The sequence below is a fragment of the Pseudomonas danubii genome (assembly GCF_042980055.1).
Lineage (GTDB): Bacteria > Pseudomonadota > Gammaproteobacteria > Pseudomonadales > Pseudomonadaceae > Aquipseudomonas > Aquipseudomonas danubii.
Window position 1 is genome coordinate 5,487,395 of sequence record NZ_CP116502.1, and the last position, 26,646, is coordinate 5,514,040.

The following is a 26,646-nucleotide window of genomic DNA, read 5'->3' on the forward strand; positions in this document are numbered from 1 at the left end:
AACTAGCCTCCGTTATTGCCTGATTTTTTCCATGATTTCACCAAACTCCTCGAGACTGTCCTTGACCCCGTCTACTCCGCCCGCGAGGCTAGTCACCGCTTTATGAAGCTCGTTATCCAAGCTGCCCAAAGTTTGTTTCAACGCGCCTTCCATGCCATCACCGAACTCTTTGAAGCCGTTACCCAGCACACCACTGATGTTTTCCAAGTATTCATACACTTCACGGTTAAGCGCCTGCATCCGTTCGCTTTGGACCTTCAGGTCCTGGAGATACTGGCTACGACCACTGGCCTCCCCTTGTGCACCAGCGACAACCCCTTCGATGACTGTGAGAGTTTTCGCCAGCGCTTCACGATTGTTTCGATAATCTGCGACCACGGTGTTCAGCTCACGTGATGCCTGCGCAAGCTCAGTACCTGCACCCTGGATTGTTCCCATCAGACCCGCAGTGGATTCACTGGCCCGCGCAACGCTTTGTCCGGCCGTTTCAAACCGCTCTGCAGCAGCCCTCATCTTGTCTGCGCCTAACTGCATGCTCTGCAAATGCTGCTCGGTTTGGGCGCTCAATGCCTTAACAGTGTCCTGTGCAGACTTCTGTTGCTCAGAAACTGTTTGCAGCAACGCCTTGACCTGCTCGTCAAGGCCGCCTACCAGGTCGCGGGTGCCTTGATGTAGGTCAGCCTGTGCAGCGCGGGTGGTTTGATCCATCTGCTGCTGGCCGTGCTCCAGTTGCTTAAAGACTGCCGAGAGTTGCTCACTCAGCACCTCAACAGAGCCCGCAATTTTCGCCATGGTTTCCTGTTGACCTTGGCCGATGTTCTGCTTAATCGTCTCAACAAAAGCCTGGAGATTCTCAGCCATTGCCTGTTGGCGCGCCTCGCTTTGAGCAAACAACTTCTCCAACTGCTCGGCCATTCGAACACCTGCCCCCTCCCCTTCGTTGCCGATACGGGCAACCGAATCCTGGAGATTGGCAAGCATCTCGTTCATCCCCGCTTGCATGGCGTTCTGTCCGGCCTGCATATCGGAAAGTAACTGGGCGATCATGGTCGAGCTGTTTTGGGCCGAGGACTCGCTAGCCGAGCGCATATCTTGAATCAGCGTCGAAAAGCCTTGTTGCATCGACTGCATGGCAGCAACGGACTGCCCCATCAGTTCGTGTAGACCGTTGAACTGCTGGCCGAACGTACCTTCGAGCTTGTTCATGAAGGCAACTAGAACATCCTGAAGAAGGTTCTGTACTTGCCCTGACTGGTCGCCACTGGCGGCTTGAACCGCACCCGCGATAGCTTCAAGGGGGGATTTGAGACTGCTTTCAATCGCACGGCTTACCTGATCGGCCAACAACTGCCCAGAGTCACGGTAAGTCGTTGACAAGGTATCCGCTAATTTGAGGCTTTCGCGGACTTGGGTATCTACGAGGTTCTGCAGCATTTCCCGCAGATCGGTTACCAGGCTGTCCTTGAGCTGACGGGTTTGCACGGAATTTTCAGCACTCGAGCGCACAAGTTCCGCCAGATACTCCTCGCCAACACCGCTATCGAAGAGACAATCGATTGTTTCGTTGAAGGTTTCAAGGTGCTTATAGCAACGACTCAGGCGCCATTTCTCAGTAATCGTCACAGCAATAGACGCCATGATCGAAATGAAAGAACCGATAAACGCAAACAGCACGTCTTTTAGAAGCTTATCAACGCTACTGTTTACCAACTCTGGAGTACTGGGGTCGAAGTGCTGTAAGCCCAACATCAAACCGAAAAAAGTTCCGACAATGCCTATGCCAGTCAAGATGCCAGGTAGGTGCTTATAAAACTCTGTACCCAACGGAGTATCGATAACACTCTGAGGCGAGAAGAAATGTGCGGCACCAGCAGTCGCACGCGAACGGACAAGAACCTGCTCCCCCTCTATAAGCTCGAACTGGTCGTGAAGCGTTTCAGCATATTCCTGCCATGAGTGGTCGAGGTTAGTATCTTTGAACAGACTCTCAAGTTCAGAGCGGCGTTGAGGAGCAGGTAGAGTCTTAGCTATCAGCAAGCTCGCTGTCAGTCTCTTTAGCCGTGCACTCAACCGGAACGAACGATAGAAATAGCGAATCAAGTACCAAACACACAAAATGACAACCAGGCTAACTACCATTCGTGGTGCGATGAGTTGCTCTGAGCTCGCGGCACTCCACAACTGCACCAGCGTCGAAAAATCCATGATTCTAGCCTTCAATTACCAGTATTTGACGTTCGGGATGCCCAGCTAAATTAGCTGGAACATCCATCGCCATACCTATTGGCAATCGATGACAGCACTTTGCTTGGCAGCTTTTTGTAGAAAAATCATGTCGATGTAGGAGAGCGAAAAACTCGCACCACTAGTAGGGAAACCATCCTTGGCTCAACGCCAGAACTCATATCCTTATGCCAGCACCTTATCCTGAGCCATAAACGCCGTAAAGCAGAGGACGATCAATGGAACGTCGCTTGAAGGTTAGTCATTGTCCTGGCGAAAAAGAACCGAAGTGACTGCTGAGTAAGTACAGAAGAAGGAAAGCTGCGACCACTGGAGCGCGTGGCGAACCAGTTGTTTTTCGCTGCGAGATTAAAAACAACTGGCCACCTACTCAGGCCTAACTCTGATATCGGTTACTCGTTAGTCACTCCTACCTCAACCTCCGCCTTGGCTTTACTGCCATCCCCCACAAACACGTCACGAGCCACATTGCCCACCGTGTTTGTAGTCACAGAGTCAAACGTCGCACCTACTAGTCCACCCAGCAGAGGAACGGCTTTGCCCAGGTTGACCACGCCGGTGCTGCCAAATTTGGTCAACAAGCGAAAGCCCACGGCCTGGTTGATTTTAGTGAGGGTAGCTCCACTGATTTTCTGAATGGAGCTGATGGCCAGTTTATTGGCAAAGGAGATGCCTACATCCTTGAGGATGTCTTTGGCGGCGTTACCGGCCAGGCAGGTGTAGACCAGCGTTTTGACCCGATCATCACGAGGGTCGTGGCCACCGATATAGGCAATGGCGGTGATCATGCGTAACTGCACGTACATGACGCTGGCGATGTTGGCCGGGATGGTCACCGGCAAGGTGATAACACCACCTAGGCCTGTCAGGAAACCGGAGGTCGCGGCTTTGGTGTTCTGCCAGCGGATAAGGGAGTTGGTTGCGTCTAACGCGTTGTCGTTGTTGCTCAGGTATTCATCTGCGAATTCTTTCGCTGTACCTGTGCCTGGGATACCGTCCATTGCCTTTTCGTAGGCCCATTCCAGTGCTTGCTGGAGCTTGCTTTCCGTTAATTCCTTGCTCATTGCGAACCGGCGTCCTTGTTGATGATTGTTGTGTTGGCTAATCCCGACCACGAATAATGGCTGAGAGCCATCATTCTGACTAGTGCGCCTTTAGTCAAATACAAACGCCTCAACAGGTGGACGTGCGAGCAGGCGAAAACAATTGTGATTCAGCGGGGACCCTAGCTTTTCAGGCATGCCGGCGGGGTTTGGCCTCTAGGCCGTAGTGGTATTTCGGCTGCCTTCGCTGGCAAGCCAGCTCCTACACGTGCTGGCGTCAACCGATGACTGTGCGGTGTCAGCGAACATTCCGATAAAGCATCAACCGCGCCCCCTCATGCATCCCCCGCGTCAACTCCAGCAACCGTTCAAACTCCTGCGGATGCTCCTGTGCCACATCCTCTCGCGGGGTGCTCGACGCTAAATCATGCAAGGTCGCGCCACTGCCGTCGTGTTGCATCTGCAACAAAAAGTCCTTGGTCACGCCGCCAATCACCGGAAACGTCCCTTCCCTTAATACCAGCGGCACCACCCGCTCCCCCTCCGGCGCGGGCTGCTGAATGTCCCGCCCCATGGCGCCATTGGTGAAGGGCATCCCGGCCATGCCGGCCACGGTGGGCAGCAGGTCGGCGAGGCCGACGGCTTCTTCGATCACTCTGGGCTGCAACATCCCCGGTGCATGGATCAGCAGCGGTACGTTGTTGCTTTCCAGCCCAAGCTATTCAAACGCGGGGGCCATGTGGGGGATCTGGCTGATGCGGGTGTTGTGGTCGCCGAAGAACACGAAAATCGTGTTGTCGTAGTAGCCCCCCGCTTTGGCGATCTCCAGCAGGCGGCCGATGTTGAAGTCCAGCAGGCGTACGGCGTTGTATTGCTCCAGGCTGCGGGAACCGGCCTGGGCTTGTTCCAGGGGCAGGTCGAGGTCGGAGATGCCCCAGACGTCCACCAGGGGCGATTGCCAGTGGCTTTCGTCGTACAGGCGGACGTTGTCGATGCTTCGGCAGATCAGGCCGTTGATATTGGCCCAGCCGGCGTTGCCGCCGATCAGCTAGAGCTTGTGGTACTCGATATTGCTAAAGCACTCTCAATGATCTGCCACACCCGTGGCCGCGTAGTGAGAGCATCCCGTCCCTCCCCTGCTCGCCTCCCTTTCCTACTCACTGCTGAACTCCCAAACCTGTTGGGAAAAGAATATCCTTACGGCCTCTTGCGCTGTGTCGTACAGCGAATCGGGAAACCTACGGATAGCTCCCGCATGCCCCCTGCACCTACCCGCAATCAATCCAACCCTGTTTGGAGCCGCGACGAGCTCGCTCTTGCCCTGAACCGGTATCTCCTTCACCGCAACGGTTTACCCGGTAAGCGCCAACCTGATTTGAAGATGGATACCTGCCCATCGTGACTGCCTGACGCCGACGTTGCTCGCTTGGTGCTCAGGTGTTGGCTTTCCAGCAACCCATTAGAGAAATCCATATGAACCCCAATCCGACAATCGATAACGTATTACGCGTCGCCTTGGTTACAGGATCCACTTCCGGTATCGGCGCAGCCATTGCACGTGTACTAAGCCAGGCAGGCTATGCGGTGGTGATCCATTCGCGAAATTCTGCGGATACGGGACGCACTATGGCTGCCGAAATGCAGCAGGCTATTTACGTGCAAGCTGATCTTGCTGTCGAAGCTGACAGGGTCAGGCTTATTAACGAGGCGATCGCCGCGTGGGGGCAGCTCGACGTATTGGTCAATAACGCCGGTATTAGCAAAGTGATTCCCCACGGCGACCTTGCCTCGGCCAACTCGACGGTGTGGCACGAACTTAACGAGGTGAATGTCGTGGCGCCGTTCCACCTCGTCACATTGGCCGAGTCGGCATTGCGCGATGCCGCCCGTTACCGTCGAGCAGGTTGCGTCGTAAATATCAGTTCCCATGCCGGTATTCGTCCTAAAGGTGCATCGATTCCCTATGCGGTCAGTAAAGCCGCGCTTAATCACATGACCCGCTTGCTCGCGTTATCCCTGGGGCCAGATATTCGCGTAAACGCTGTGGCGCCTGGCTTGGTCGACACACCTATGACCGCAGAGTGGACGGGTGCCCAAGAGCTATGGCGAACTCGCGCCCCTATGCGCAGGGCCGCTAGCCCAGACGACATCGCAAAAGCTGTTGTAATGCTGGTCGAGTCGGACTACTTAACCGGCGAGATACTCCTCTCAGACGGCGGGTTGAATCTGACCTAGGTTTAGCGTGCTCCGGTGGAGCAGATGAGTAGACGAGTCACTCTGTTTCACCGACTCGCCCAAAGGATGGACACCATAGTTTTCAGAGCGGGCTAAAGGACACTGGCGCGCGGATACCCTATCGATTTAAGTGCAGCGGATGACCCAGGCTTCTTCGAAGCAGAGGAAGGCAAAGTGCTCACCCGGGTGCATCGGGTACGGGAAAGAGACAAGAAAATCGTTAAGCGCAAAAAGGAAGAGGCGCTGAAGCAACATGGAGCGCTGCAGTGTTAGGCGTGTGGTTTTAACTTCAGCCAAACCTGTGGTGCAGATGTGGAGGGTGTGATTGATGTCCATCACACTAAACCTCTGCACACGCTCCAGCCGGGTGACAAAACTAAGCTCGCTGATTTGGCGTTGTTGTGTGCCAATTGCCATCGGGTGGTGCATTAGCAACGCAAGTGGCTGAGCGTGGCTGAAGTCAAGGAGCGCTACCAAACAAACCAAAAATCAAATACCCATTAATGGTTGTTAAATACCATTTCGCTGACGGCTAACGCCGTCTGGAAAAGAGGACAGCTTAAGCGCCCTTGCAAGCTCCAGGGCAGGCCCTAACCCTTATCTGTTACCTGAAAATTGGTTGATTTAAAGCAGTTGTCGCTCCGCATGACTTTGATCGCGATGCCAATTTTTCCAGATTGCTTCTTCCTCTTTAAACGACTCTGCACACTCAATTCTTGGACGGCGGGTACGCATATCGTGTTTTTTTGTAGAGAACACATAACGATAAGCATGCTCCACAATGATTTTTTCTATCTGCATAGCAAACTCAATGGACACCTTCTTTCCACGAGGAGGCATACGCTGACCAAAACTTGTGAACAATAGATGCTTAGGACTTAGAGGAAGCAGGATAAAGCCACTTTCGCCGCCCCATCTTCCTTTAAAGTTATACGGTTTGCTCAACGTATCCAGGCGTATTACAGGATCGTCACTGGTAGACCATTCGAAATCACCAGGTGCAGTGAAAATCGTCCACTTGTGCTTCATCAGCTCAGGCATCACGTTTTGCAGTACATACCGCGTGGCATCCACCCAAAGCTTGCGGCCAATGAGAGTCTTTGCCTGAATCGTACCGCCTGGTCGATCCGAATGGGGCTCAAAGGTCACCTTTACTGGTGCTGAATCGAGTTGCTGCTGAGTAGAAACTTGAATGTCCAGACCGAGGCTGGCTTGGGTTTCCAACTGTTTAAGAGTACGCGGGAGCACCTCGTCTAGTTGGCTTGGAAGATGCTCCTGCTGATACACAAGAAACTCCCTTAGTCGGGCAGGCGTCCGAACATCTTGCGCAGCGAGATACCGTATTAAAAGTTCCCAATCTCGCGGAGTTAAGCGCTGCCCAGTTGTCGCCCTCTCAATGGCAGCTTTAGCCGGAGACTCAAACTCGCTATCAAGCCATCGCTCGAACTCGTCGGTTTCACCTTTGGCGTAGGTGTAGACATAAAGGTGCCGATAGTAAGCAATACCTTTGGGCGTGTACTTTTTCCATTGAGGTACGTTGGGGTTTTGAACCAGCAGTCGATAGGCAAGTACTTTGCCCTCAATCGCCCATTGCTTGAGATACAGCTGTGGAACGTAGTGATTGTCATTGTGTTGCTGAGACATGCAGCCTCCTTGCTGACGCTGGCCTGTGGACTTCAACAAAGCTCGATGTTCTCAGCCGTTTTGGCTATAGGTCATCAATCGGGCGCCGAACTTATTAAAGCGACCACTCGATGTCAATCAAGACGACAACACCTGTACCGGAATGTGAGCCAGTACGTTAGTTAATGCGATGAAGTCGAAAGGTCTAACGCACATTCCTATACAGCATCAGGCGTGCCGTTTCGTGCAGCCCCCTAGTCAATTCCAGCAACCGCTGAAACTCTTCAGGGTGTTGCTGGGCCACGTCGTCGCGTGGGGTGGGTGAGGCCAAATCGTGAAGGGTCGGTCCGCTACCGTCGTGCTGCATCTGCAACAAAAAGTCCTTGGTCACGCCGCCAATCACCGGAAAGGTCCCTTCCCTCAATACCAGCGGCACCACCCGCTCCCCCTCCGGAGCAGGCTGTTGAATGTCCCGCCCCATGGCGCCATTGGTGAAGGGCATCCCGGCCATGCCGGCCACGGTGGGCAGCAGGTCGGCGAGGCCGACGGCTTCTTCGATCACTCTGGGCTGCAACATCCCCGGGGCATGAATCAGCAGCGGTACGTTGTTGCTTTCCAGCCCTAGCTGTTCAAACGCGGGGGCCATGTGGGGGATCTGGCTGATGCGGGTGTTGTGGTCGCCGAAGAACACGAAAATCGTGTTGTCGTAGTAGCCCCCCGCTTTGGCGATGTCCATCAGGCGGCCGATGTTGAAGTCCAGCAGGCGCACGGCGTTGTATTGCTCCAGGCTGCGGGAACCGGCGGCCTGGACCTGTTCCAGGGGCAGGTCCTGGGCTTGAAAGCCGTCGTTGTCCTTGGGGATGGTGAACGGGCGGTGGTTGCCGGAGGTTTGCAGGTAGGCGAAGAACGGCTGGTCCTGGGGGATGGCGCGCAGCAGGCGGTCGCTTTCCTTGAACAGGTCGAGGTCGGAGATGCCCCAGACGTCCACCTGGGGCGATTGCCAGTGGCTTTCGTCGTACAGGCGCACGTTGTCGATGCTCTGGCGGATCAGGCCGTTGATGTTGGCCCAGCCGGCGTTGCCGCCGATCAGGTAGAGCTTGTGGTAGTCGCTGAAGGCGTTGATCAGGCTGTGTTGGCGGGTGATCAGGGGCTGGCGGGTGGCGGTCTCTTGGCGGGTGACGTCGGGCACACCGGTGATGCTGGCCCACACGGTCTTGGCGGTGCCGGTGACCGGGACGTAGAAGTGTTTGAAGAACCAGCTCTGGCTGGCCAGGCGGTCGAGGTTGGGGGTGGGGTTGAGCGGGTTGCCGTAGGCGCCCACGGCGCTGGTGCCGAGGGATTCGAGCATGACGAAGATGACGTTGGGCGGCCGGGGGCGGTCGATGCGGTACGGCTGAATGCCTTGTTGGCGGGTGAAGTTCAGGCTGTGCGGGTCCGGGTGGTCGACGCCGAGGTAGCGGGCCAGGGCCGGGTAGTGTTGCCGCACTTGGGCTTCGTCGTACTGGGCTTGGCCGGCCTTGAGGGTGTCGTAGAAGAACAGCATGGGGTTGAGGCCCAGGGCGGCGATCTGGCTGTTGCCGGAGAAATAGGCGTCGCTCCAGCGCAGGGGCACGGGGTTTTCCAGGTTGAGGTTTTCCACCCGGCCCAGCAGGGCGAGGAACACGGCGGCGATGCCCAGGGCGCTGACGCTGGCCAGGGACCAGCGGCCCAGGGGTTGCGCCGGGCGGTCTAGGGTCAGGCGTTCCAGGCGCAGCAAGGCGTAGCACCACAGGCTCAGGGCGCTGCCCCAGGCGAGGACGATCCACAGCACCGGGTAGCTTTCCCAGAGCATTTGCTGGGAGATCTGTGCGTCGTCGAGGTAGCGCAGCACCGTGGCGTTGATGCGTACGCCGAGGTAGGCGTAGTGGCCGAAGTCGATGATGTACAGCAGCCCTACCCCGCCCAGCACCAGCAGCAGGTAGGCCCGGGCCAGCCAGCGCAAAGTTGGCAGGCGCAGCAGGTTCCAGCGCGGCAGCCAGGCCAGCAGGGCCAGGGGCAGCAGTAGCAGCAGGGTCAGGCGCAGGTCGAAGCGCAGGCCGATGCCGAGGGTCTGCAGAATGGCCTCGCGCTGATCGGCGGCGCTCAGGTCCACCCCGGAAAAACCCACGGCGAACAGCAGCCGCAGCAGTGCCAGCAAGCCGAATACCAGCCCGATTGCGCCCACGCCGTAGCGCAGGCGGCGTGATTGCAACCCGCCCATCATTGACCTCTGTGTGGTGTTGTCGAAGGCCGCGGCGCGGCCGGTTGGTTTACCCGGCAAGGGGCTGCCCGCGGCGGCGCTGGGTGACGCGGCGCCACAGCCACAGCAGCAGACCGCCGCTGCCGGCGATCAGGCAGTAGCCCGCCAGCAGCGGGTCCAGCAGGTAGTCCCAGTAGTTTTCCGAAGGCTTGAGGCGCAGGGCAAAGGCCAGGGTCCCGGCTGCCAGCATCAGTACCCCCAGCAGGTTGCGCTGCCACAGCAGCACCAGCGCCGCCAGGCCCATCAGCACGATCATCGGCCGTGGGTTGTAGCCCCAGCGGTAGGGGTCGAGGTAGGTCAGGCCCAGGGTCGCGGGGTACAGGCTCAGGGTCAGGCCGATAAACAGCAGCAAAACCTGCACCCGGTGTTTGGCTGGCAAGGGCGCAATCACCCCCAAGTGCCGCAGGCTGACCCAGCCCAGCAGCACCAGGGTGCTGATGGCCAGATCATCGGTGAAGCTGCGTACATAGGCCGCCAGCGGCAGCTGGTTCAGCGGAATAAAGCTGACCAGCGCCAGCACGGGCAGCAGCCAGGGCCGCCAGGGTGCGGTCAGGCGCAGGCTGCCAAGCAGCACAAAGCCCAGGAGGATAAAACTCAGGTGGGCTTGCCATAGCGACATCATCACAAGCGCTCCGCCAGCCACGCCGCGTTGAAGCTGACGTGCTTGATAAAGGTGTTGTTCCAGGAATAGACCAGGTGGTACAGGCCGTCCGCCCCGCGGCTGAAGTAGGGGTATTCGTACTCGAAGTCGCAGCCCTGGGGCTTGCACACCCGGTAGTCGAGGTTGCTCAGAAAGCGCTGTTCGAGGGGCAGGCGGCGGGCGCCGCTGGAGGCGCGGAAGCCTTCGCCGATGATGTCCTTGTAGGCCTCGTGGGAAAACGGCTGGCCCAGGGGGTCGGGGGACTGGTCCAGTTCCACCAGAGGGCGCCATTGGCTGAGGCCGGCGTCAGTGCCGTACAGGCTGAGCTTGAAGCGCCCGTCCTGCAGGTCGTTAAGGGCCACCAGCAGGCCCTGGTCGTCGGTGCCCACCGCCGCCAGGGACGAGTTGGGGTTGGACGGTTGCAGCGGATAGGGCTCGCTCCAGGTCTGCCCGGCGTCTTCGGTGCGGCTGGCCAGGACCTTGTGGTGGGTGTCGCCGGCGTAGCGCAGCATGGCTATGGCGCGGCGTTCGTCCAGGGGCACGATGGTCGGTTGCAGGGAGTGCTTGCCACGGCTGATGCGGAATTTGTCGATCACCGCGCCATCGGCGCTCAGGTACAGATACTCGGCGAACTTGCCCATGAACTCGTGGTACACCGGCAGGCCGATCGAGCCGTCGGCATGGAACACCGGCGCGGCGCGCACCAGGGTGCTGATGTTGAAGAACGGCGAGGTCACCAGCTGTCGCGGCGCCGACCAGCTGCGCCCCAGGTCGTCGGAAACCATCAGGTTGATGGCGCTGGTGGCCCAGCCGCCCACCGACACCGAAACGTAGAACATCCACAGGCGCTGGTCCGGGCCCAGGGCGATCACCGGGTTGCCGAGCTTGCGGATATAGCGCCCGGTGCCGTCACGGGTCGATTCGCGGGTGGCCAGCACCTGCTCGGCGCCCCACTCGCCAGTCTTGGCGTCAAAGCGTGCGCTGCGCACCTGGACGTCGGCGGCGCCTTCCCGGGAGCCGGCGAACCACACGGCCATCAGGTCGCCGCCGGGTAAGGCGGTCACCGAGGACGAATGCACGAAGTCATCCAGGTCCGAGGAGACGAAGCGGCTGTTGTATTGCGGCGTACTGTTGGTCGTAGCCGTATCGCTGCTGACCGCAGCCTGGGCAAACGGCGCCAGCTGATGGGGAGGATGGCTGCGCCAGGCGGCGATAAAGACGGCGGCCAAGAGCAGGCTGCTGCAGATGAAGCTCAGGCGAAAGGACAGCGCACGCATACAGGAGCCCGTGGCAAATACAGGGTGGGTACAAGGGAAAAACCATTAGTGCCGATCACTGTCCGGCAAGGGTCGGCGGCGGCCGGTGAGCATCGACAACGGCAGGTTGTCGCGCACTTGGAAGCTTTCAAAAATCGCCGCGCACACATGCAGCAGCACCAGGCCCAGCAGCACATCGGCGCTGGTTTCGTGCACTTGCAGCGGCCAGTCGGCGCCCCACAGGGCATCGACCTCTTCCATCAGAAAACCGCTGATGCCGATCAGCAACAGGGCCAGCAGCATCAGCAGCATCACTAAGGCACCGAGGGGTGAATGCCCCAGGCGATGCTCGGGGCGCCCGGCCCGCAGCGAGCGCAGATGCCCCGCCAGCCGGGCCCGGGTCGGCCAGAAGTCGGACCAGCGCGCACTGCGCGGCCCGACAAATCCCCACAGCGTGCGCAGCAGCAGCCAGGCCATGGCGTAGTAGCCGAGCCAGACATGCCAGTCGTCACCGGCTTCATTGAAGAAGTAGTTGCCGATAAAGACCCCGGCGATGGACAGGTGAAACAGTCGCACCAGCGGGTCCCACAGCCGCAGGGAAGCGTGCGGCATCAGCCTTTGATCTCGGTCTTCACCGCTTTGCCGGTGACCGGGTCGTGGTAGATCTCGACCTTGCGCTGGTCCTTGTCGAAGCCGTAGATCTCGTAGCAGTTGCCGTCAGTGACCTTGAACTTGTTGATCTGATAGCCCTGGGCCTTGAGCTGGTCCTGGAAGGCTTGCGGGTCTTGCCATTGCGAACGTTCGGCGGTGGTGCATTGCGGGCCGGCGATGGCCAGGGGGCTGGCGAGAACCAGGGACAGCAGCAGGACTTTGCGCATAGAGAAACGCTCCGGTAATGGGGGAGATTGCACTGTGCAAAACCAAGCTTAGTGAAAGCTTAGTTGGCAACGCGCGGTAACATTTTCCCCGCTAAAAACCCCTGCCGATGGACCCTGGCCGGCGTCATCATGCGCCCCTTCCCTGCCCCCTCGCCCTACCGAGAACCGCCCCATGCGCCTGCTGCTTGTCGAAGATGATCGTGCCCTCGGCCAGGGCATCCGCGTGGCGCTGAGCGCCGAAGGCTACACCCTGGACTGGCTGCAGGACGGCGCCAGCGCCCTGCACGCCCTGCGCACGGAAAGCTTCGACCTGTTGCTGTTGGACCTGGGCCTGCCGCGGCTCGACGGTCTGGAGTTGTTGCAGCAATTGCGCGCCGCCCAGCAGGACCTGCCAGTGCTGATTCTCACCGCCCGCGACGGCACCGCCGAGCGCATCGCCGGGCTGGATGCCGGGGCCGACGACTACCTGGTCAAGCCCTTCGATGTCGAGGAATTCAAGGCCCGGGTCCGCGCCCTGCTGCGCCGCAGCCAGGGTCGTGCCCAGCCGCTGCTGGAACACGCCGGCATCCGCCTCGACCCGGCCAACCAGCAGGTGCACTACCAAGACAACGAAGTGGTGCTGACGCCTATGGAATACCAGTTGCTGCACCAGCTGATGGTACGCCCGGGCAAGGTGGTGACCCGCGAGCGCCTGTCCCGGGCGCTGTACGGCTGGCAGGACCGGGTCGAGAGCAACACCCTGGAAGTGCTGATCCACAACCTGCGCAAGAAGCTCTGCAGCGAGCTGATCCGCACCGTGCGCGGCGTCGGTTACGTGCTGGCGCTCAAGCCATGAACTCGGTGCGCACGCGGATTCTGCTGCCGGTCCTGGTCCTGGTGTTGCTGGGGGATTTGCTGATCAGCTGGCTGGTGCTGCGCGACAGCCACCATGAAATCGAAGAGGTCTACGACGCCCAGCTGGCCCAGAGCGCGCGCCTTCTGCAAGGGGTGCTGCGCCAGCGCGACCCGGCTCAAAAGCCGGACGCAGCGGACTGGGAGCGCCTGCACCAGGCCTTCGACCAGGCCATGAGCCGGGTCGGCGTGGACGGCGCGGCCCACCCTTATGAAACCCGCCTGACCTTCCAGGTCTGGCGCGACGACGGCCAGTTGCTGATGCGCTCCGCCGAGGCCCCGCTGCTGGAGGCACCGCCCACAACACTGGGCGCCCACGACATCCTGGAAAACGGCAAGGACTGGTGCGCCTTTCTGCTGGCCGACCCGCAACAGGGCTTGCTGATCTGGGTTGGCGAGCGCGATGACATCCGCCAGGACCTGATCCAGCGCATCGTGCGCCATACCCTGTGGCCGACCCTGATCGGCGTGCCGCTGCTGGCGTTGCTGATCTGGCTGACCATCGGCTGGGGCCTGGCGCCACTGCGGGCCATGGCCCGGGCCATTCGCGGGCGCAGCAGCGACACCCTGCAACCCCTCGGTCTCAAGCCCCTGCCCCAGGACCTGGAGCCGATGCAGACCGCCCTCAACCAGTTGTTGGCGCAGATCGACAGCCTGCTGGAGCGCGAGCGACGCTTTATCGCCGACGCCGCCCATGAACTGCGCACGCCCCTGGCGATCCTGCGGATTCACGCGCAGAACGCCCAGAGCGCCGGCAGCCCGGAGCAACGCCAGGAAGCCCTGGACTTTTTGCTGAGCGGCGTCGACCGCGCCACCCGCATCGGCAGTCAGCTGCTGACCATGGCGCGCATCGAGCCGCAGCTGAGCAACCCGCGCCTGAGCCGCATCGACCTCAGCGCCCTGGTGCGCGAAGAGCTGGCGGAGCTGACGCCTTTGGCCCTGGAGAAGGATGTTGAACTGGTGCTGGAAGGCGACGAAGGCTGCCTGATCGACACCGACCCGGTGGCTTTGGCCATTGCCCTGCAGAACCTGGTGACCAACGCCCTGAACTTTGCCCCCGCGGGCAGCGAAGTGCGGGTCGGCCTGCGGCCCCAAGCCGATGGCGCGATGCACCTGTGCGTGGAAGATGCCGGGCCCGGCATCAATGAAGAGGAGCGCGGGCGTTTGCTGGAGCGCTTCTACAGCCAGGGCAATGCCCATGGCGCTGGGCTGGGGCTGGCGATTGTGCAGATGATCGTCAGCAAGATCGGTGGCCGTCTGGAATTGCGCAATCGGCCTGAGGGCGGGTTGTGTGCGTTGTTGTTGCTGGGGCCAGCGCTTTAGTCGGCGGCGCGGAAGGCCTATCCTGTGCGCCGCTCGGGAATGGGGGGTGGTCTGGCGGGCGTCTTCGCTGGCAAGCCAGCTCCTACACAAGCACGCACCATCCCCCCGTAGGAGCCGGCTTGCCGGCGAAGGCGATCTCGCGGCCCCCTCCACCAGCCGTATGAAATGACAATCAAGGAGATACCCATGGCCATGCCGGAACGGCTGAAACCAACACCCGCGACGCCGAAAATACGGGCGTTGATGAAAGACTTGCTCAAGCAGATCCTCGACCGGATCTGGGACAACCAGGAACGGGAAAGCCCCGAGATCAGTGCGCTGATCCAGCAGTGGAACAGCCACGCCGGCCGGCCTTTCGAGTTCCACGAATTTCGCGACATGCACAGCCATACCAGCGCGGCGAACTTTCTGCGCACGGCCTTTCATCAAGAGCGCTACGTTGACGACCTGAGCTTCGACGAAGCGTGCGCCGTGGCGGATTTCATCTGCCAAGGCGAGGGCACGGAGTCTGATACGGACTACGCCCTGAACCTGCTGGAAACCAACTTCCCCGAGGCCAATACCTCGGACCTGATCTTCTGGCCCAACGCGTGGTTTGACGATGAAGACCTGTTGCATATCGAGCTCAGCTCGGCGCAGATCATCGGCTATCTGATGGCGAAGTCTTCGCGGCCTTTGCAGGACGCGCCGCCCATCACCCTGCCCTATGCCATTCCCCAGAACAGGTCATAGCGCCGCTTGGGCCGTCTCCACCCAGTGCTCGGCTGTGGCCATGGGTGGCAGCGGCCAGCGCCTGCTTCATCCCTTGCTGTTTTTTTTCGATCGCCCCGCGCGCCCGTCGTACTCCGGGCGGCCCGACACCACCAACCCGAAGAAGTAGGGATCAGCCCCTGGGTCTTCCAGTTGTCCGGAAGATTTGTTGTGCACTTCGATCACTGAAAACAGATCGACAAGGCGGTCCTGGATCTCTTCGATTTCCGCCGCTTTGAGCGTGACCATCGCGCTGTACTTGAATGATCCGGACACATTGAAATATTCGCTTTGCTCGGGCTTGGTCAACGATCGGTCGATCTCGTGACGCAGGAACCGGTCCTTGAGCGCCAGGGCCTCTGCGGTTCTGGGCATTCTCAAGGTGGGGGCATGGCGCACGAAGGGTGACTGCGGGGTGCTGCGCTCCTTGGCCACAAGGCTCAGGAAGGCTTCGGTACGCGCGTTGTAGGCCAGGCCGAGCTGCTGGCACACCGCCTGGATTTCGGCCACCGAGGCGCTGTCCACCATGTACAGATAGGTCATCAACGGCAGCAGTTCGAAGTGTTCCTTGAAGGCTGCAATGATCTCTTCGGTGACGATGAACTCACGTTCGTAGCGGCTCAGGCTCAAGGCGCGGCGCAGTAGCTTGGAGTCGTGTTCGCGCACCTCGAGCATGGCGGAAAGATCCTTGACCTCCACCCCTTTGCCAAACAGCATTTCGTGCACGGGGGCCGGCAACAAATCACGAAAGTAATGCCAGTAGTAATCGAAACTCGACTTGCTGGCGGGGACGATGCCCAGTTGGTCATGCAGTTCGACGGCTGACTCAAGGCTCAGGTGCTTGCGCCCTGCCTCGACGTCCCGGTAGTGGTTGGCGGAAAACGGAATGTTCACGGTTTCCAGAAAAGTTGAAATTTTCAGGTGGCCGCTTTCGAGGCGCAACTGGGTGAGAAACGCGCCAAAGGCCTGCTGGTTCTCCGACATTTACTCAACCTCTACCGCGAACGAGACAGCGACCCGGGTGGTGTTTTTCCTGATTTTCATGCTGGCAGTGACGGCCCCTATCTCTCGCGTATTGCCGACATGCACGCCGCCACAGGGGATTGACCATTCGCCACACTGCCACCAGCGATAACCTGGACCTTTGCCGGTATCGGCCTGGGTTCTGACGGCATGACCGGCCGCGCAAAAGCGATTCAGCTCTTGCGTGGCGCGCTCCAGGCTCTGCTCATCGAACTCGCCCATGAACTCATAGTGATTTTCCCCGCCCTGGTCATTCAACGGCGAGCGGACCGGGTGTGGAATCGAGCGCCCCAGCGTCTGCTCCAGCAGGCAGTGCATCAGGTGCATGGCCGAATGAATGCGCATCTGCTGATAGCGCAGGGACCAATCCAGGGTCGCCGTCACCACTTGCCCCGGCACGAGTGATTGCAGCTGCCCGAACCCGGCGTCATCCAGCTTCAGGTAATGCCTGATCTCGTCGTCCTTCCTTTTGGTGGTGGTGATCTCGATCACCTGCGACACATCACCGGCCCCGGGTTCGCTGAGGGTCAGCAGCCCCCGATCCCCCAGTTGGCCGCCGCCCTGGGGATAGAACACCGTCTCGCTCAATAGAGCGAAGGGCGCACCCGAATCGTCCCGTTCAAGCCGATGGATCTGGCATTGCACGGTTTGCAGGTAGGGTTGCTGGTGAAACAAAGGAAGGGTTGGGTTCATGTGGGCCTCGCGTCCTTGAGCATTCACGGCCGGCCGGGGATTCCCATGAATAGCCGTTGCCTGTGTGGTGCATTAAGAACCATCTGCCGATAAATATTCAACCCCGGGATTAATAATAAATCCGCTGGATTAATTTTCGGCACACACAATCCCCAGCCTACCCCTCGTGCGAAAGCCAACCCAATACGCGATTACCGTAACAGCCGGCTTGCCGGCGAAAGCGATCTCGCGGACGCATTCGCCGGCAAGCCGGCCCCTACAGGTCGGTCATTCAGCAGGAGACTGCCCCTCAGCCCTGGTCGCCGCCGCCCACCGGCAGCACTGTGCCGGTGATGTAGGAGGCTTCGGCGGAGGCCAGAAACAGGATGGCTGCGGCTTGTTCGTCGACGTTGCCGTAGCGTTTCATCAGGCTGCTGTCGAGGGTCTGATCGACGATCTGCTGGTACCAGACTTGCTCCTCGGGGCTTTGTTCAGCGCTGTTGCGCGGAATGCGCCGCGGCGGGGCTTCGGTGCCACCCGGAGCGGTGGCGTTGACCCGCACGCCACGACCGGCGGTTTCGAAGGCCAGGCAGGCGGTGAGTGCGTTGATCCCACCCTTGGCCGCGCCGTAAGGCACGCGATTGAGGCTGCGGGTAGCGATGGACGAGACGTTGACGATGGCGCCGCTGCCCTGCTCCAGCATCTGCGGCAAGGCGGCGTGGCAGCACCACAGGGTGGGGAACAATGAGCGACGGACTTCGGCTTCGATTTGCGCCGGTTCGTAGTGTTCGAAGGGCTTGGCCCAGATGGTGCCGCCGACGTTGTTGATGAGGATGTCGAGGCGGCCGAAGTGGGCGATGGCCGCCGCCATGATCCGGCTGCATTCGCTGTACTGCTCCAGGTCGGCGGTCAGGGCCAGGACCGGGTAGCGGGGGCTCAGTTCGGCGGCCAGTTCGAAGACCAGTTCGGAGCGGTCCACCAGCACCACGCGAGCGCCCTCTTCGGCCAGGCGTTCGGCAACGCGACGGCCGATGCCTTGGGCGGCGCCGGTGACCAGGGCGACTTGGTTGTGGAAACGGTTCATGGAAACCTCGTGAGTGCAAAAAGATGGACAGGACGCAGCCCAACGTAGGAGCCGGCTTGCCGGCGAAGAGGCCCTTGAGCCTAGCAGCGCTCTTGTGGACGCCTTCGCTGGCAAGCCAGCTCCTACAGCGGCGAGGCGCCCTTCAGGCGGCGCTGGCGGCGAACTTCTCGTAATAGAAATTCGCCGGGGCGATGCCCTGTTCGCGGATGAACTGGCTCACTGCCTCGACCATCGGCGGCGGGCCGCACAGGTACACGTCCACATCACCCTGGTTGAGGTGCGCCGGCTCGATGTGCTGGGTCACGTAGCCCTTGCGCGGGTAGTCGCTTTCGGGGTTGGCCACGCAGGCGCTGAAGCTGAACTGCGGGATGCGCGCGGCAAAGTCTTCCAGGCGATCCAGTTCCACCAGGTCGAAATCGTTGGTCACGCCGTAGATCAAATGCAGCGGATGCTCACTGCCCTGCTCGGCAATTTTCTCCAGCATGGCAGTGAACGGCGCCAGCCCGGTGCCGCCGGCCAGCAACAGCAGGGGCCGGCGAATATCCCGCAGGTAGAAGCTGCCCAGGGGCCCGGCCAGGGTCATGCTGTCACCGGCTTTGGCGAGACCGGTGAGGAAGCTGCTCATCAGGCCGCCGGGCACATTGCGGATCAGGAAGCTGACCTCGCCGTCGCGCTGCAGCGAGCTGAAGGAATAGGCCCGGGTTTGTTCGCTGCCGGGTACCCCGAGGTTGACGTATTGCCCCGGCAGGAACGCCAGCTGGCTCAGGGCTTCGCCCTTGATCGACAGGGCGATGGTGCTGTCGGACAGCTGGCGCACCGCGCTGATGCTGGCCTGAAAGATGGCCTGCCCGGCGCGGCAGACCTGGGACGAAGCCGGCACCCGCACCACGCAATCACCGAGGGCGCGCATCTGGCAGGTGAGGACAAAACCCTGCTCGGCCTCGTCGGCGCTCAGAGCGTCTTCGATGTAGTCCTCGCCCAGCTCGTAGCGCCCCGCCTCGGCAAAACATTTGCAGGTACCGCAGGCGCCGTCGCGGCAGTCCAGGGGGATGTTGATGCCCTGGCGGTAGGCGGCGTCGGCCACGGTTTCGCCCGGGTTGGCGTTGACGAAACGGGTGACGCCGTCTTCGAAATTGAGTGCGATTTGATGGCTCATGGCAGTCGCCTCAGAGGTGGTAGATATCGACGACCTGGCGAACGTAGTCGTTCTTCAGGATGACTTTCTTGGCCAGGATCAGCGGGTTTTCGCCGCGCACATCCAGGGTGTAGAAGCTGCAGCCGAAGTAGCTGTCCACGGTCTTGTAGCGAAAGCTGAGGGTGTGCCAGTTGAAGCGCAGCTTGCACAGGCCGTCGCCCTGCTCCAGCAGCTCGATATTGCTCAGGTTGTGGGAGGTGCGGGTGTCGGGAATGCTGGCGCTGGAGCGCTCGGTCTTGATGCGGAACACCCGGTCTTCCAGGCCGCTGCGGTTGCCGTACCAGATCAGCGAGATTTCCCGCTGCGGGTCTTCGGTCAACTGGTCGCGGTCATCCCAGGAGGGCATCCAGAAGGTGGCGTCCGGGGCGTAGAGCTCCAGCCAGCTGTCCCAGTCCTTGTCGTCCAGGTAGCGGGCTTCGCGGTACAGGAAATCGCGCACGACATCGTAGGAAATATTCATTGCACGGCCTCCACTGCGATCTGCAGTGAGGCTTCACGCTCCAGGGCCGCGAGCAGGGTCTGCTGCCAGTACTTGTGCTGCATCACGAACAGGCCTTCGTCCTCGGTGCGCACGCCGCTGAGGATCGGCTGCAGGTCAATTTCTTTCGCTGCGTCGTCCGCGCCCTGGACCCAGTGCTCGGCGCCACGGGACATGTCGTTCCAGGCCGTGCTGCTGCCCTGGTAGCCGAGCTGGCAGGAGCGGAATTCCTCCAGGTCGTCCGGGGTGGCCATGCCGCTGACGTTGAAGAAGTCTTCGTACTGGCGGATGCGCCGGGCCCGGGCTTCGTCGCTCTCGCCCTTGGGCGCAATGCAGTAGATGGTGATTTCTGTGCGGTCCACGGAGATCGGCCGGGCGATGCGGATCTGCGAGCTGAACTGGTCCATCAGGTAGACGTTGGGATACAGGCACAGGTTGCGCGAGTTCTCGATCATCCAGTCGGCCCGGGCCTGGCCGAAGTCCCGGGCCAGCTCGTCGCGGCGTTCGTACAGCGGCCGGTCCTCGGGGTTGGACCAGCGGGTCCAGAGCAGCATGTGGCCCTTGTCGAAGGAGTAGAAGCCACCGCCCTGCTTGGCCCAGGTGCCGGCGCTCATGGTGCGGATGTCTTCCCCGGCCTCGCGCTGCTTGCGCTGGTTCTGGGTGGCGGCGTAGTTCCAGTGCACCGAGCTGACGTGGTAACCGTCGGCGCCGTTCTCGGCGGTGAGCTTCCAGTTGCCTTCGTAGATGTAGCTGGAGGAGCCGCGCAGCACTTCCAGGCCGTCGGCGGACTGGTCGACGATCATGTCGATGATCTTCGCCGACTCCCCCAGGTGCTCCACCAGGGGCAACACGTCGGGGTTGAGGCTGCCGAACAGAAAGCCACGGTAGGACTCGAAGCGCGCGACGCGGGTCAGGTCGTGGGAGCCTTCGCAGTTGAAGCTGGCCGGGTAGCCGGCGGCGGCCGGGTCCTTGACCTTGAGCAGTTTGCCGGTGTTGTTGAAGGTCCAGCCGTGGAACGGGCAGGTGAAGGACGCCTTGTTGCCGGTCTTGTGCCGGCAGAGCATGGCGCCGCGATGGCTGCAGGCGTTGATGAAGGCGTTGAGTTCACCGTTCTTGTTGCGGGCAATGAAGATCGATTGCCGGCCCATGGTGGTGCTGTAGTAGTCGTTGGGATTGGGGATCTGGCTGTCGTGGGCCAGGTACAGCCAGTTGCCTTCGAAGATGTGCTGCATCTCCAGATCGAACAGCCGGGGGTCGGTGAACATCTCCCGCTTGCAGCGGTAGACGCCCTGGTCGGGGTCTTCTTCAAGCAGGGAATGCAGGTATTCGGGTCGCAGGGACATGGCCGCCGCCTCCATTGTTTTTATTCAGGCAGGGCCATGCTAGGGCGGGCTTGGAACGGGCAATAGCCAATGCGTGCAGACCTGTATCCGTTTTCTGCAGATTGCTCTGTAGCCGCTGCCGCAGGCTGCGAACGGCCCGAAGGGACGCAAGGATCTCAAGGCCGCAGGAGGTTCGACTGGCGATCGCCAGGCAAGGTCCTGCGGACCTTTTCGCAGCCTCGCAGGCTCGGCAGCGGCTACAGGGGTATGTAGCCGCTGCCGCAGGCTGCGAACGGCCCGTAGGGACGCAAGGATCTCAAGGCCACTGGAGGTTCGGCTGGTGATCGCCAGGCAAGGTCCTGCGGACCTTTTCGCAGCCTCGCAGGCTCGGCAGAGGTTACAGGGGTATGTAACCGCTGCCGCAGGCTGCGAACGGCTCCGCAGGAGACGCAGGGATCCCGAGGACGCCGAAGGTCTGCCGGGTGATCGCCAGGCACAGGTCGGAACGAATGCCCATAGCGGGGCGGGCCGGGCAGTGGCGGCGCTTGAGGGTGTCGGAGGGCAGTTCGCCATATTGCTGGCGGTAGCTTTGGGCAAAACGCCCAAGGTGCAGGAAGCCAAAATCCAGGGCCAGTTCGGTAACGTTGCGCACCGGGCATTGCGGGTCGCTGAGGCAGGCGTGCACCCGTTGCAGTTTCTGCTGGCGGATGTAGTTCTTCGGCGTGGTGCGGGCATTGCGTTCGAACAGCGCGTACAGCGAGCGCAGGCTCATGCGCGCCTGTTGCGCCAGCTCTTCGCAGCCGATGTCGTGCTTGAGGTTGCGTTCGATGTAGTCGGCAATGCATTCGAAGGTCGCCGCCGACGCGCTCAGGGTGCCGCGCTGGACGTTGGTCTGCATCAGGCCCAGCAGTTTGCCCACCAGAATGTGCGCGTAGTGCTCCTGGACCTTGGGCATGGCCTGCAGGGCTTCGGACTCCTGGCACAACAGGCTGAGCAAGGGCACGAAGCCTTCAAGCTCCTGCAGTTGGTAGCGCTGGCGCAGAAAGCGCACGCCCTGCCCCGGGTACTGCCAGCGCTGTTCCTGGCAGGCAGTTTCCAGCAGGCGGGTGGGAATCTTGATGATGAATTTTTCGCAGTCGTCGGAATAGGTCAGGTCCACCGGGTCGTCGGGGTTGATCAGCAGCAGTTCCCCCGGGGTGAAGTAGTGTTCCTGGCCACGGCCGCGCCACAGGCAGTGACCCCGCAGCAGCACTTGCAGGTGGTAGATGCTTTCCAGCGCCGGCGAGGTGACGCGCACGCTGCCGCCGTAGCTGATGCTGCACAAATCCAGGCTGGCCAGGGCCCGGTGCTGCAGGCTGGCCTGGGGCTGGCCAGCCCGGGGCAGGCGGATGCAGTGGCTGCCCACGTGCTGATTGACGTAACCGGACACGGCATGGGGATCGGCTTGAACAAACACGCGGCTGCGTTCACTCAACAGATGCATTTGCATAATCGGGTCACTCTGATTGTTCTTGTTGGGCTGCACCGCGCGGTGGCAGGCCGCGCAGGCAGGCAATCACGAAAGGTCAAAAAGCCCAGGCCGACAACGAAAAAAGCCACGGGCCGCACAAGGCGTCCGTGGCTCGGTCTTGCCGTGCTGGGGTCAGGCCTCCAGGGCACGCACCCGTTCGTGGCGCTGCTGCTCTTGCGGCTGGGCCGAAGACTGCAGGGTGAAGTCGAAGTGAATTTCCGCGAAGCGGCCACTCACGCCCAGTTCCTTGGCCCGGGCCTGGTCTTCGCTGAAGGTGATCTTGGCGATCAGCTCGTCGCGGGTGGCGTAGGCGAAGTCGTCGTGCAGGTACGGGTCGCCGTCCAGGTTGATCTGGGTGGTCAGGTGGCGATGGTCATCGGCCGAGATGAAGAAGTGGATGTGCGCCGGGCGCTGGCCGTGACGCCCCAGTTGATCCAGCAGTTGCTGAGTCGGGCCTTCTGGCGGGCAGCCGTAGCCGGACGGCACGATGCTGCGAAAACGGTAGCGGCCCTCGGCGTCGGTGACGATGCGCCGGCGCAGGTTGAACTCCGACTGGCTGCCATCGAAGTAGGAATAGGTGCCACCGGTGTTGGCGTGCCAGACGTCGACAATGGCGCCAGCCAGGGGTTCGCCGGCAGTGTTGGTCACTTGCCCTTGCATGAACAGCACCACACCCGGGTCGAGGCCGTCGTCCAGGCGCGCTTCGCCCTGGCTCAGGGGCGCGCCGGCCACGTACAGCGGGCCTTCAATGGTGCGCGGGGTGCCGCCGGTCTTGCCGGCCTGTTCGTCGGCGGCGTCCATCAGCAGGTCCAGGTAGTGTTCCAGGCCCAGGCCCGCGGCCAGCAGGCCGGCTTCCTGGCGGGCGCCGAGGACGTTGAGGTAGTTGACGGCTTTCCAGAATTCTTCCGGGGTGACGTTCAGGTCTTCGATGATGTTCACGGTGTCCCGCAGGATGCGGTAGACGATGGCCTTGGCCCGAGGGTTGCCGCCTTCGGTGAACTGGCCGCTGGCTTCTTCAAGAAAGCGTTGGGCGCTGGCAGTCTGGGAAATTCTGACGTTCATGATTAATCCTCATCTTGTATTTATTAGAGTGGTGAACGGGCTGATGCGAACTCAGCGGTCATCCTCATGAATGGACGAAGGATGCCTGCACAGGGCGTTAACTTCGATGGCCATGTACGGGTACAGCGGCAATTGCATCAGGGTGTCGTGCAGTTCCTGCACGCTGTCGACGTCGAACACGCTGTAGTTGGCGTACAGCCCGGCGATGCGCCACAGGTGACGCCACTTGCCTTCGGCCTGCAGGCGCTGGGCCAGGGCCTTTTCCTCGGCTTTCAGTTGCGCGGCGCGCTCGGGGTTCATGTCGACCGGCAGGTTCACGGTCATTTTCACGTGGAATAGCATGCAGCCCTCCTCAGGTGTGATGCAGCACGGGGGTGGTTTTGTCGCGACGGAAGAACGCCAGGCGCTCTTCGTCCAGGCTCAGGCCAAGGCCCGGTGCCCTTGAGACATGCAGGTGGAAATCCCGGTACACCGGCGCCTCGGCGAGGATGTCCTCGGTCAGCAGCAGCGGGCCGAACAGCTCGGTGTCCCAGCTCAGTTTGTTCAAGGTCAGGAAGGCGTGGGCCGAGGCCAGGGTGCCGATGCCGCCTTCGAGCATGGTGCCGCCGTACAGGCCGATGCCCGCTGCCTCGGCAATCGCCGCGGTGCGCAGGGTGGCGCGGGGGCCGCCGTTCTTGGCGATCTTCAGGGCGAACACCGAAGCAGCGCCTTCCCGGGCCAGGTTGAAGGCGTCTTCCACGCATTCGATGGATTCGTCGGCCATGATCGGCGCCGGGCTGCTGGCATTCAGGCGCACCATGCCGGCGCGGTTGTTGCGCGAAATCGGTTGTTCGATCAGGTCGATGCCGTTGCCGCCGAGGATGCGGCAGGCGCGCAGGGCCACGGCTTCGTCCCAGGCCTGGTTGACGTCGACCCGCACGCTGGCGCGATCGCCCAGGGCCTTCTTGATGGCGATCACGTGGGCCAGGTCGCGGTCCACTTCACCGGCGCCGATCTTCAGCTTGAAGATGCGGTGGCGGCGCAGGTCGAGCATTTTCTCGGCTTCGGCGATGTCCTTGGCGGTGTCGCCGCTGGCCAGGGTCCAGGCCACCGGCAGTGCATCGCGTACGCGGCCGCCCAGCAGTTCGCTGACCGGCAGGCCGAGGCGCTTGCCCTGGGCGTCGAGCAAGGCGCTTTCGATACCGGATTTGGCGAAGGTGTTGCCGCGGATGCTCTGCTCCAGGCGCAGCATGGCGGCGTTGATGTTGCTGGCGTCCTGGCCGATCAGCAGCGGGGTGAAGAAGCGGTCGATATTGGTCTTGATGCTGTCCGGGCTTTCATTGCCATAGGCCAGGCCGCCGATGGTGGTGGATTCCCCCAGGCCTTCGATGCCGTCGGCGCAGCGCAGGCGGATCAGCACCAGGGTCTGGTTCTGCATGGTGTGCATGGCCAGCTTGTGGGGGCGAATGGTCGGCAGATCGACGATGATCGTTTCGATCGATTCAATGGCAAAAGCGTGCATGTCCATACCCATGAGGTTCTTGAAGTTCTGCGCTCGATTCTGTCCCGGCTTTTTCCGGGGTTCCAATATAGAATTGGTCTGGCTTGATACCTTAAAGGTATGTACTTCTCTACAGGGGAGCTGTCATGGAATTGCGTCATCTGCGCTACTTCCAGGTGCTGGGGGAAACCCTCAATTTCACCCGCGCCGCCGAACGCCTGCACATCGCCCAACCGCCTTTGAGCCGGCAGATCCAGCAGTTGGAGGACGAGTTGGGGGTGGTGTTGCTGGAACGCAGCCGACCGCTGCGCCTGACCGCCGCCGGGCGGTTTTTCTATGAACATTCCAACCGGGTGCTGGAGCAGTTGGGCAAGGTCTGCGACAACACCCGGCGCATTGGCCTGGGGCACAAGACCTGGCTGGGCATCGGTTTTGCCCCCTCGACCCTGTACGGCGTGCTGCCGCAACTGATCCGCCGCCTGCGCAGCAACGAAACCCTGGAGCTGGAACTGGGATTGTCGGAAATGACCACCCTGCAACAGGTGGAAGCCTTGAAGGCGGGACGCATCGACATCGGCTTCGGGCGGATTCACATCGACGACCCGGCCATCGTGCAGAGGGTGCTGACCGAGGACCGACTGGTGGTCGCCCTGCCCGCCGGCCATCCCTTGCTGGGACAAGAGGTGAGCCTTGAGCAACTGGCCAACGAGCCCTTTGTGCTGTATCCGGCCAACCCGCGGCCGAGCTACGCCGACCATGTGATCGCGCTGTTCAGTGCCCGCGGCCTGAACCTGAAGATCGCCCAGTGGACCAACGAATTGCAGACCGCCATCGGCCTGGTGGGCGCCGGCATCGGCATCACCCTGGTGCCGGCCTCGGTGCAGGTGCTGCATCGCGACGACATCGGTTTTTGCCCGCTACAGGAACCCGAGGCCACTTCGCCGATCATCCTCAGCCGCCGGGTCGGCGAGCCGTCGCCGGGGCTCACCCACTGCCTGCACCTGATTGCCCAGTTGCGCAGCGAGATCGGTCGCGAACAGCCCGTGGTCAGCTGACTCGGTGCGGGTGCAGTAGGCCCCCGTCAAAACCACTGCTACACCCCGCCCTGCGGGGATTACACTGCGCCCGATATGATGGAAAAAACTCTGGAATCGACCATGGAAGTCTCAAGAACCCAACTAATCCTGCGCCGCGCCGCCGCCTTCATGCTCGACCAGGTGCTGGCGCTGGCAGTGTATGTGCTCCTGTCGCTGAGCCTGCACGGGGTGCTGGCGTTGCAGCCGGTCAGACGCTTGCTCGACCTCGAGCAACAGACGGGGCTGGAGCCCTACCTACACTCAATGCTGTTCATGCTGGTCTGGCCCTTGTACTTCGTGGCCTGGGAGTATTTCTTCAAGGGCCGCACGCCCGGCAAGTGCGCCCTGGGCCTGGTGGTGATCAACGCCGCCGGGACGCCGCCGACGCTGATCCAGGTACTGATCAGAAGCGCCACCCGCCATCTGGAGGCCGCATTCGCCTTTGTCCCGCTGATGGCCTGTGCGGAATCAAGCCGCTGCCAGCGAATAGGCGATATGCTCGCCCGCACCTACGTGATCCCGCACAAGGATCTGCAGCAGATACGCAGTGAAATGCCAGCACATCCCCTGTCCCGGGCTTGAT

At 61.2% G+C, this 26,646-nt stretch carries 24 protein-coding genes and 2 pseudogenes; 7 read left to right on the forward strand and 19 right to left on the reverse strand.

Going from position 1 to position 26,646, the window contains the following annotated elements; genetic code table 11:
* Positions 1–12 precede the first annotated feature (12 nt).
* From zorA1 to PFZ56_RS24655, 3 genes and pseudogenes are all read right to left on the reverse strand, one after another.
* Positions 13–2,205: a type I Zorya anti-phage system protein ZorA1 gene (gene zorA1, locus PFZ56_RS24645; protein WP_170004768.1), complete on the reverse strand. Its 2,193-nt coding sequence runs from the start codon at positions 2,203–2,205 to the stop codon at positions 13–15.
* Positions 2,206–2,636: 431 nt separating this feature from the next.
* Positions 2,637–3,308 carry an EcsC family protein gene (locus tag PFZ56_RS24650; RefSeq protein ID WP_170004770.1) on the reverse strand — a complete coding sequence of 224 codons (672 nt, stop codon included), beginning with the start codon at positions 3,306–3,308 and terminating at the stop codon, positions 2,637–2,639.
* A 277-nt stretch (positions 3,309–3,585) separates the two neighbouring features.
* A pseudogene (locus PFZ56_RS24655) lies at positions 3,586–4,335 on the reverse strand (LTA synthase family protein); the annotation flags it as partial.
* A gap of 425 nt (positions 4,336–4,760) precedes the next feature.
* Between PFZ56_RS24655 and PFZ56_RS24660 the strand changes: the two are divergent.
* Both PFZ56_RS24660 and PFZ56_RS24665 read left to right on the forward strand, forming a co-directional pair.
* Positions 4,761–5,522 (forward strand): SDR family NAD(P)-dependent oxidoreductase, encoded by a 762-nt coding sequence (locus PFZ56_RS24660; RefSeq protein WP_077934476.1) that lies wholly within the window; start codon positions 4,761–4,763, stop codon positions 5,520–5,522.
* A gap of 321 nt (positions 5,523–5,843) precedes the next feature.
* Positions 5,844–5,954, forward strand: coding sequence for an HNH endonuclease (locus PFZ56_RS24665; RefSeq protein WP_394304497.1), 111 nt, complete (start codon positions 5,844–5,846; stop codon positions 5,952–5,954).
* 192 nt (positions 5,955–6,146) lie between these two features.
* Here PFZ56_RS24665 and PFZ56_RS24670 read toward each other — a convergent pair whose 3' ends face one another.
* The 6 genes from PFZ56_RS24670 to PFZ56_RS24695 all read right to left on the reverse strand — a co-directional run bounded on the left by PFZ56_RS24670 (position 6,147) and on the right by PFZ56_RS24695 (position 12,197).
* Positions 6,147–7,166 carry a DUF4238 domain-containing protein gene (locus PFZ56_RS24670; protein WP_170004843.1) on the reverse strand — a complete coding sequence of 340 codons (1,020 nt, stop codon included), beginning with the start codon at positions 7,164–7,166 and terminating at the stop codon, positions 6,147–6,149.
* A gap of 184 nt (positions 7,167–7,350) precedes the next feature.
* Positions 7,351–9,384 carry an LTA synthase family protein gene (locus tag PFZ56_RS24675; protein ID WP_170004845.1) on the reverse strand — a complete coding sequence of 678 codons (2,034 nt, stop codon included), beginning with the start codon at positions 9,382–9,384 and terminating at the stop codon, positions 7,351–7,353.
* 49 nt (positions 9,385–9,433) lie between these two features.
* Positions 9,434–10,045 (reverse strand): hypothetical protein, encoded by a 612-nt coding sequence (locus tag PFZ56_RS24680; protein WP_170004841.1) that lies wholly within the window; start codon positions 10,043–10,045, stop codon positions 9,434–9,436.
* A complete protein-coding gene (locus PFZ56_RS24685; RefSeq protein ID WP_170004839.1) occupies positions 10,045–11,340 on the reverse strand; it encodes an exo-alpha-sialidase in 1,296 nt (431 codons plus the stop codon). The genes PFZ56_RS24680 and PFZ56_RS24685 overlap by 1 nt, the downstream gene beginning before the upstream one ends.
* Positions 11,341–11,385: 45 nt before the next feature.
* Entirely contained in the window at positions 11,386–11,931 is a 546-nt protein-coding gene (locus PFZ56_RS24690) for a cytochrome b/b6 domain-containing protein (protein ID WP_102881757.1), read from the reverse strand.
* Positions 11,931–12,197, reverse strand: a complete 267-nt coding sequence (locus PFZ56_RS24695; protein WP_110596106.1) for a PepSY domain-containing protein — start codon at positions 12,195–12,197, stop codon at positions 11,931–11,933. The genes PFZ56_RS24690 and PFZ56_RS24695 overlap by 1 nt, the downstream gene beginning before the upstream one ends.
* Positions 12,198–12,369: 172 nt before the next feature.
* Here PFZ56_RS24695 and PFZ56_RS24700 point away from each other — a divergent pair, with 172 nt between their 5' ends.
* The 3 genes from PFZ56_RS24700 (at position 12,370) to PFZ56_RS24710 (ending at position 15,143) form a co-directional block, all read left to right on the forward strand.
* Positions 12,370–13,032 (forward strand): response regulator, encoded by a 663-nt coding sequence (locus PFZ56_RS24700; protein ID WP_019092959.1) that lies wholly within the window; start codon positions 12,370–12,372, stop codon positions 13,030–13,032.
* Positions 13,029–14,411, forward strand: a complete 1,383-nt coding sequence (locus tag PFZ56_RS24705) for an ATP-binding protein (RefSeq protein WP_123394591.1) — start codon at positions 13,029–13,031, stop codon at positions 14,409–14,411. Before PFZ56_RS24700 ends, PFZ56_RS24705 begins: the two co-directional genes overlap by 4 nt.
* Positions 14,412–14,597: 186 nt before the next feature.
* Positions 14,598–15,143, forward strand: a complete 546-nt coding sequence (locus tag PFZ56_RS24710) for a hypothetical protein (RefSeq protein ID WP_170004838.1) — start codon at positions 14,598–14,600, stop codon at positions 15,141–15,143.
* Positions 15,144–15,209: 66 nt separating this feature from the next.
* Here the strand turns inward: PFZ56_RS24710 and PFZ56_RS24715 are convergent, their stop codons facing one another.
* From PFZ56_RS24715 to PFZ56_RS24760, 10 genes and pseudogenes are all read right to left on the reverse strand, one after another.
* Positions 15,210–16,145: a hypothetical protein gene (locus PFZ56_RS24715; protein WP_222933858.1), complete on the reverse strand. Its 936-nt coding sequence runs from the start codon at positions 16,143–16,145 to the stop codon at positions 15,210–15,212.
* Complete coding sequence (locus tag PFZ56_RS24720; protein WP_222933857.1) at positions 16,146–16,877, reverse strand: alanyl-tRNA editing protein; 732 nt, start codon at positions 16,875–16,877, stop codon at positions 16,146–16,148.
* 289 nt (positions 16,878–17,166) lie between these two features.
* Positions 17,167–17,940 carry a 1,6-dihydroxycyclohexa-2,4-diene-1-carboxylate dehydrogenase gene (locus PFZ56_RS24725; RefSeq protein ID WP_102881761.1) on the reverse strand — a complete coding sequence of 258 codons (774 nt, stop codon included), beginning with the start codon at positions 17,938–17,940 and terminating at the stop codon, positions 17,167–17,169.
* Positions 17,941–18,082: 142 nt separating this feature from the next.
* Entirely contained in the window at positions 18,083–19,096 is a 1,014-nt protein-coding gene (benC, locus tag PFZ56_RS24730) for a benzoate 1,2-dioxygenase electron transfer component BenC (protein WP_170004836.1), read from the reverse strand.
* Between the two features lie 10 nt (positions 19,097–19,106).
* Entirely contained in the window at positions 19,107–19,595 is a 489-nt protein-coding gene (gene benB / locus PFZ56_RS24735; RefSeq protein WP_170004834.1) for a benzoate 1,2-dioxygenase small subunit, read from the reverse strand.
* A complete protein-coding gene (gene benA, locus PFZ56_RS24740; RefSeq protein ID WP_170004832.1) occupies positions 19,592–20,956 on the reverse strand; it encodes a benzoate 1,2-dioxygenase large subunit in 1,365 nt (454 codons plus the stop codon). Before benA ends, benB begins: the two co-directional genes overlap by 4 nt.
* A gap of 514 nt (positions 20,957–21,470) precedes the next feature.
* Positions 21,471–22,424: pseudogene (locus PFZ56_RS24745) on the reverse strand (AraC family transcriptional regulator); the annotation flags it as partial.
* Between the two features lie 153 nt (positions 22,425–22,577).
* Entirely contained in the window at positions 22,578–23,507 is a 930-nt protein-coding gene (gene catA, locus PFZ56_RS24750) for a catechol 1,2-dioxygenase (RefSeq protein ID WP_102881766.1), read from the reverse strand.
* A 51-nt stretch (positions 23,508–23,558) separates the two neighbouring features.
* Positions 23,559–23,849, reverse strand: coding sequence for a muconolactone Delta-isomerase (gene catC / locus PFZ56_RS24755; RefSeq protein ID WP_016966965.1), 291 nt, complete (start codon positions 23,847–23,849; stop codon positions 23,559–23,561).
* A gap of 10 nt (positions 23,850–23,859) precedes the next feature.
* Positions 23,860–25,008 carry a muconate cycloisomerase family protein gene (locus PFZ56_RS24760; RefSeq protein ID WP_170004545.1) on the reverse strand — a complete coding sequence of 383 codons (1,149 nt, stop codon included), beginning with the start codon at positions 25,006–25,008 and terminating at the stop codon, positions 23,860–23,862.
* A gap of 125 nt (positions 25,009–25,133) precedes the next feature.
* Between PFZ56_RS24760 and PFZ56_RS24765 the strand changes: the two genes are divergently transcribed.
* Both PFZ56_RS24765 and PFZ56_RS24770 read left to right on the forward strand, forming a co-directional pair.
* Positions 25,134–26,042, forward strand: coding sequence for a LysR family transcriptional regulator (locus PFZ56_RS24765; protein WP_110596114.1), 909 nt, complete (start codon positions 25,134–25,136; stop codon positions 26,040–26,042).
* Positions 26,043–26,144: 102 nt separating this feature from the next.
* Positions 26,145–26,645 (forward strand): RDD family protein, encoded by a 501-nt coding sequence (locus PFZ56_RS24770; protein ID WP_102881768.1) that lies wholly within the window; start codon positions 26,145–26,147, stop codon positions 26,643–26,645.
* The last annotated feature ends 1 nt before the right edge of the window (position 26,646 follow it).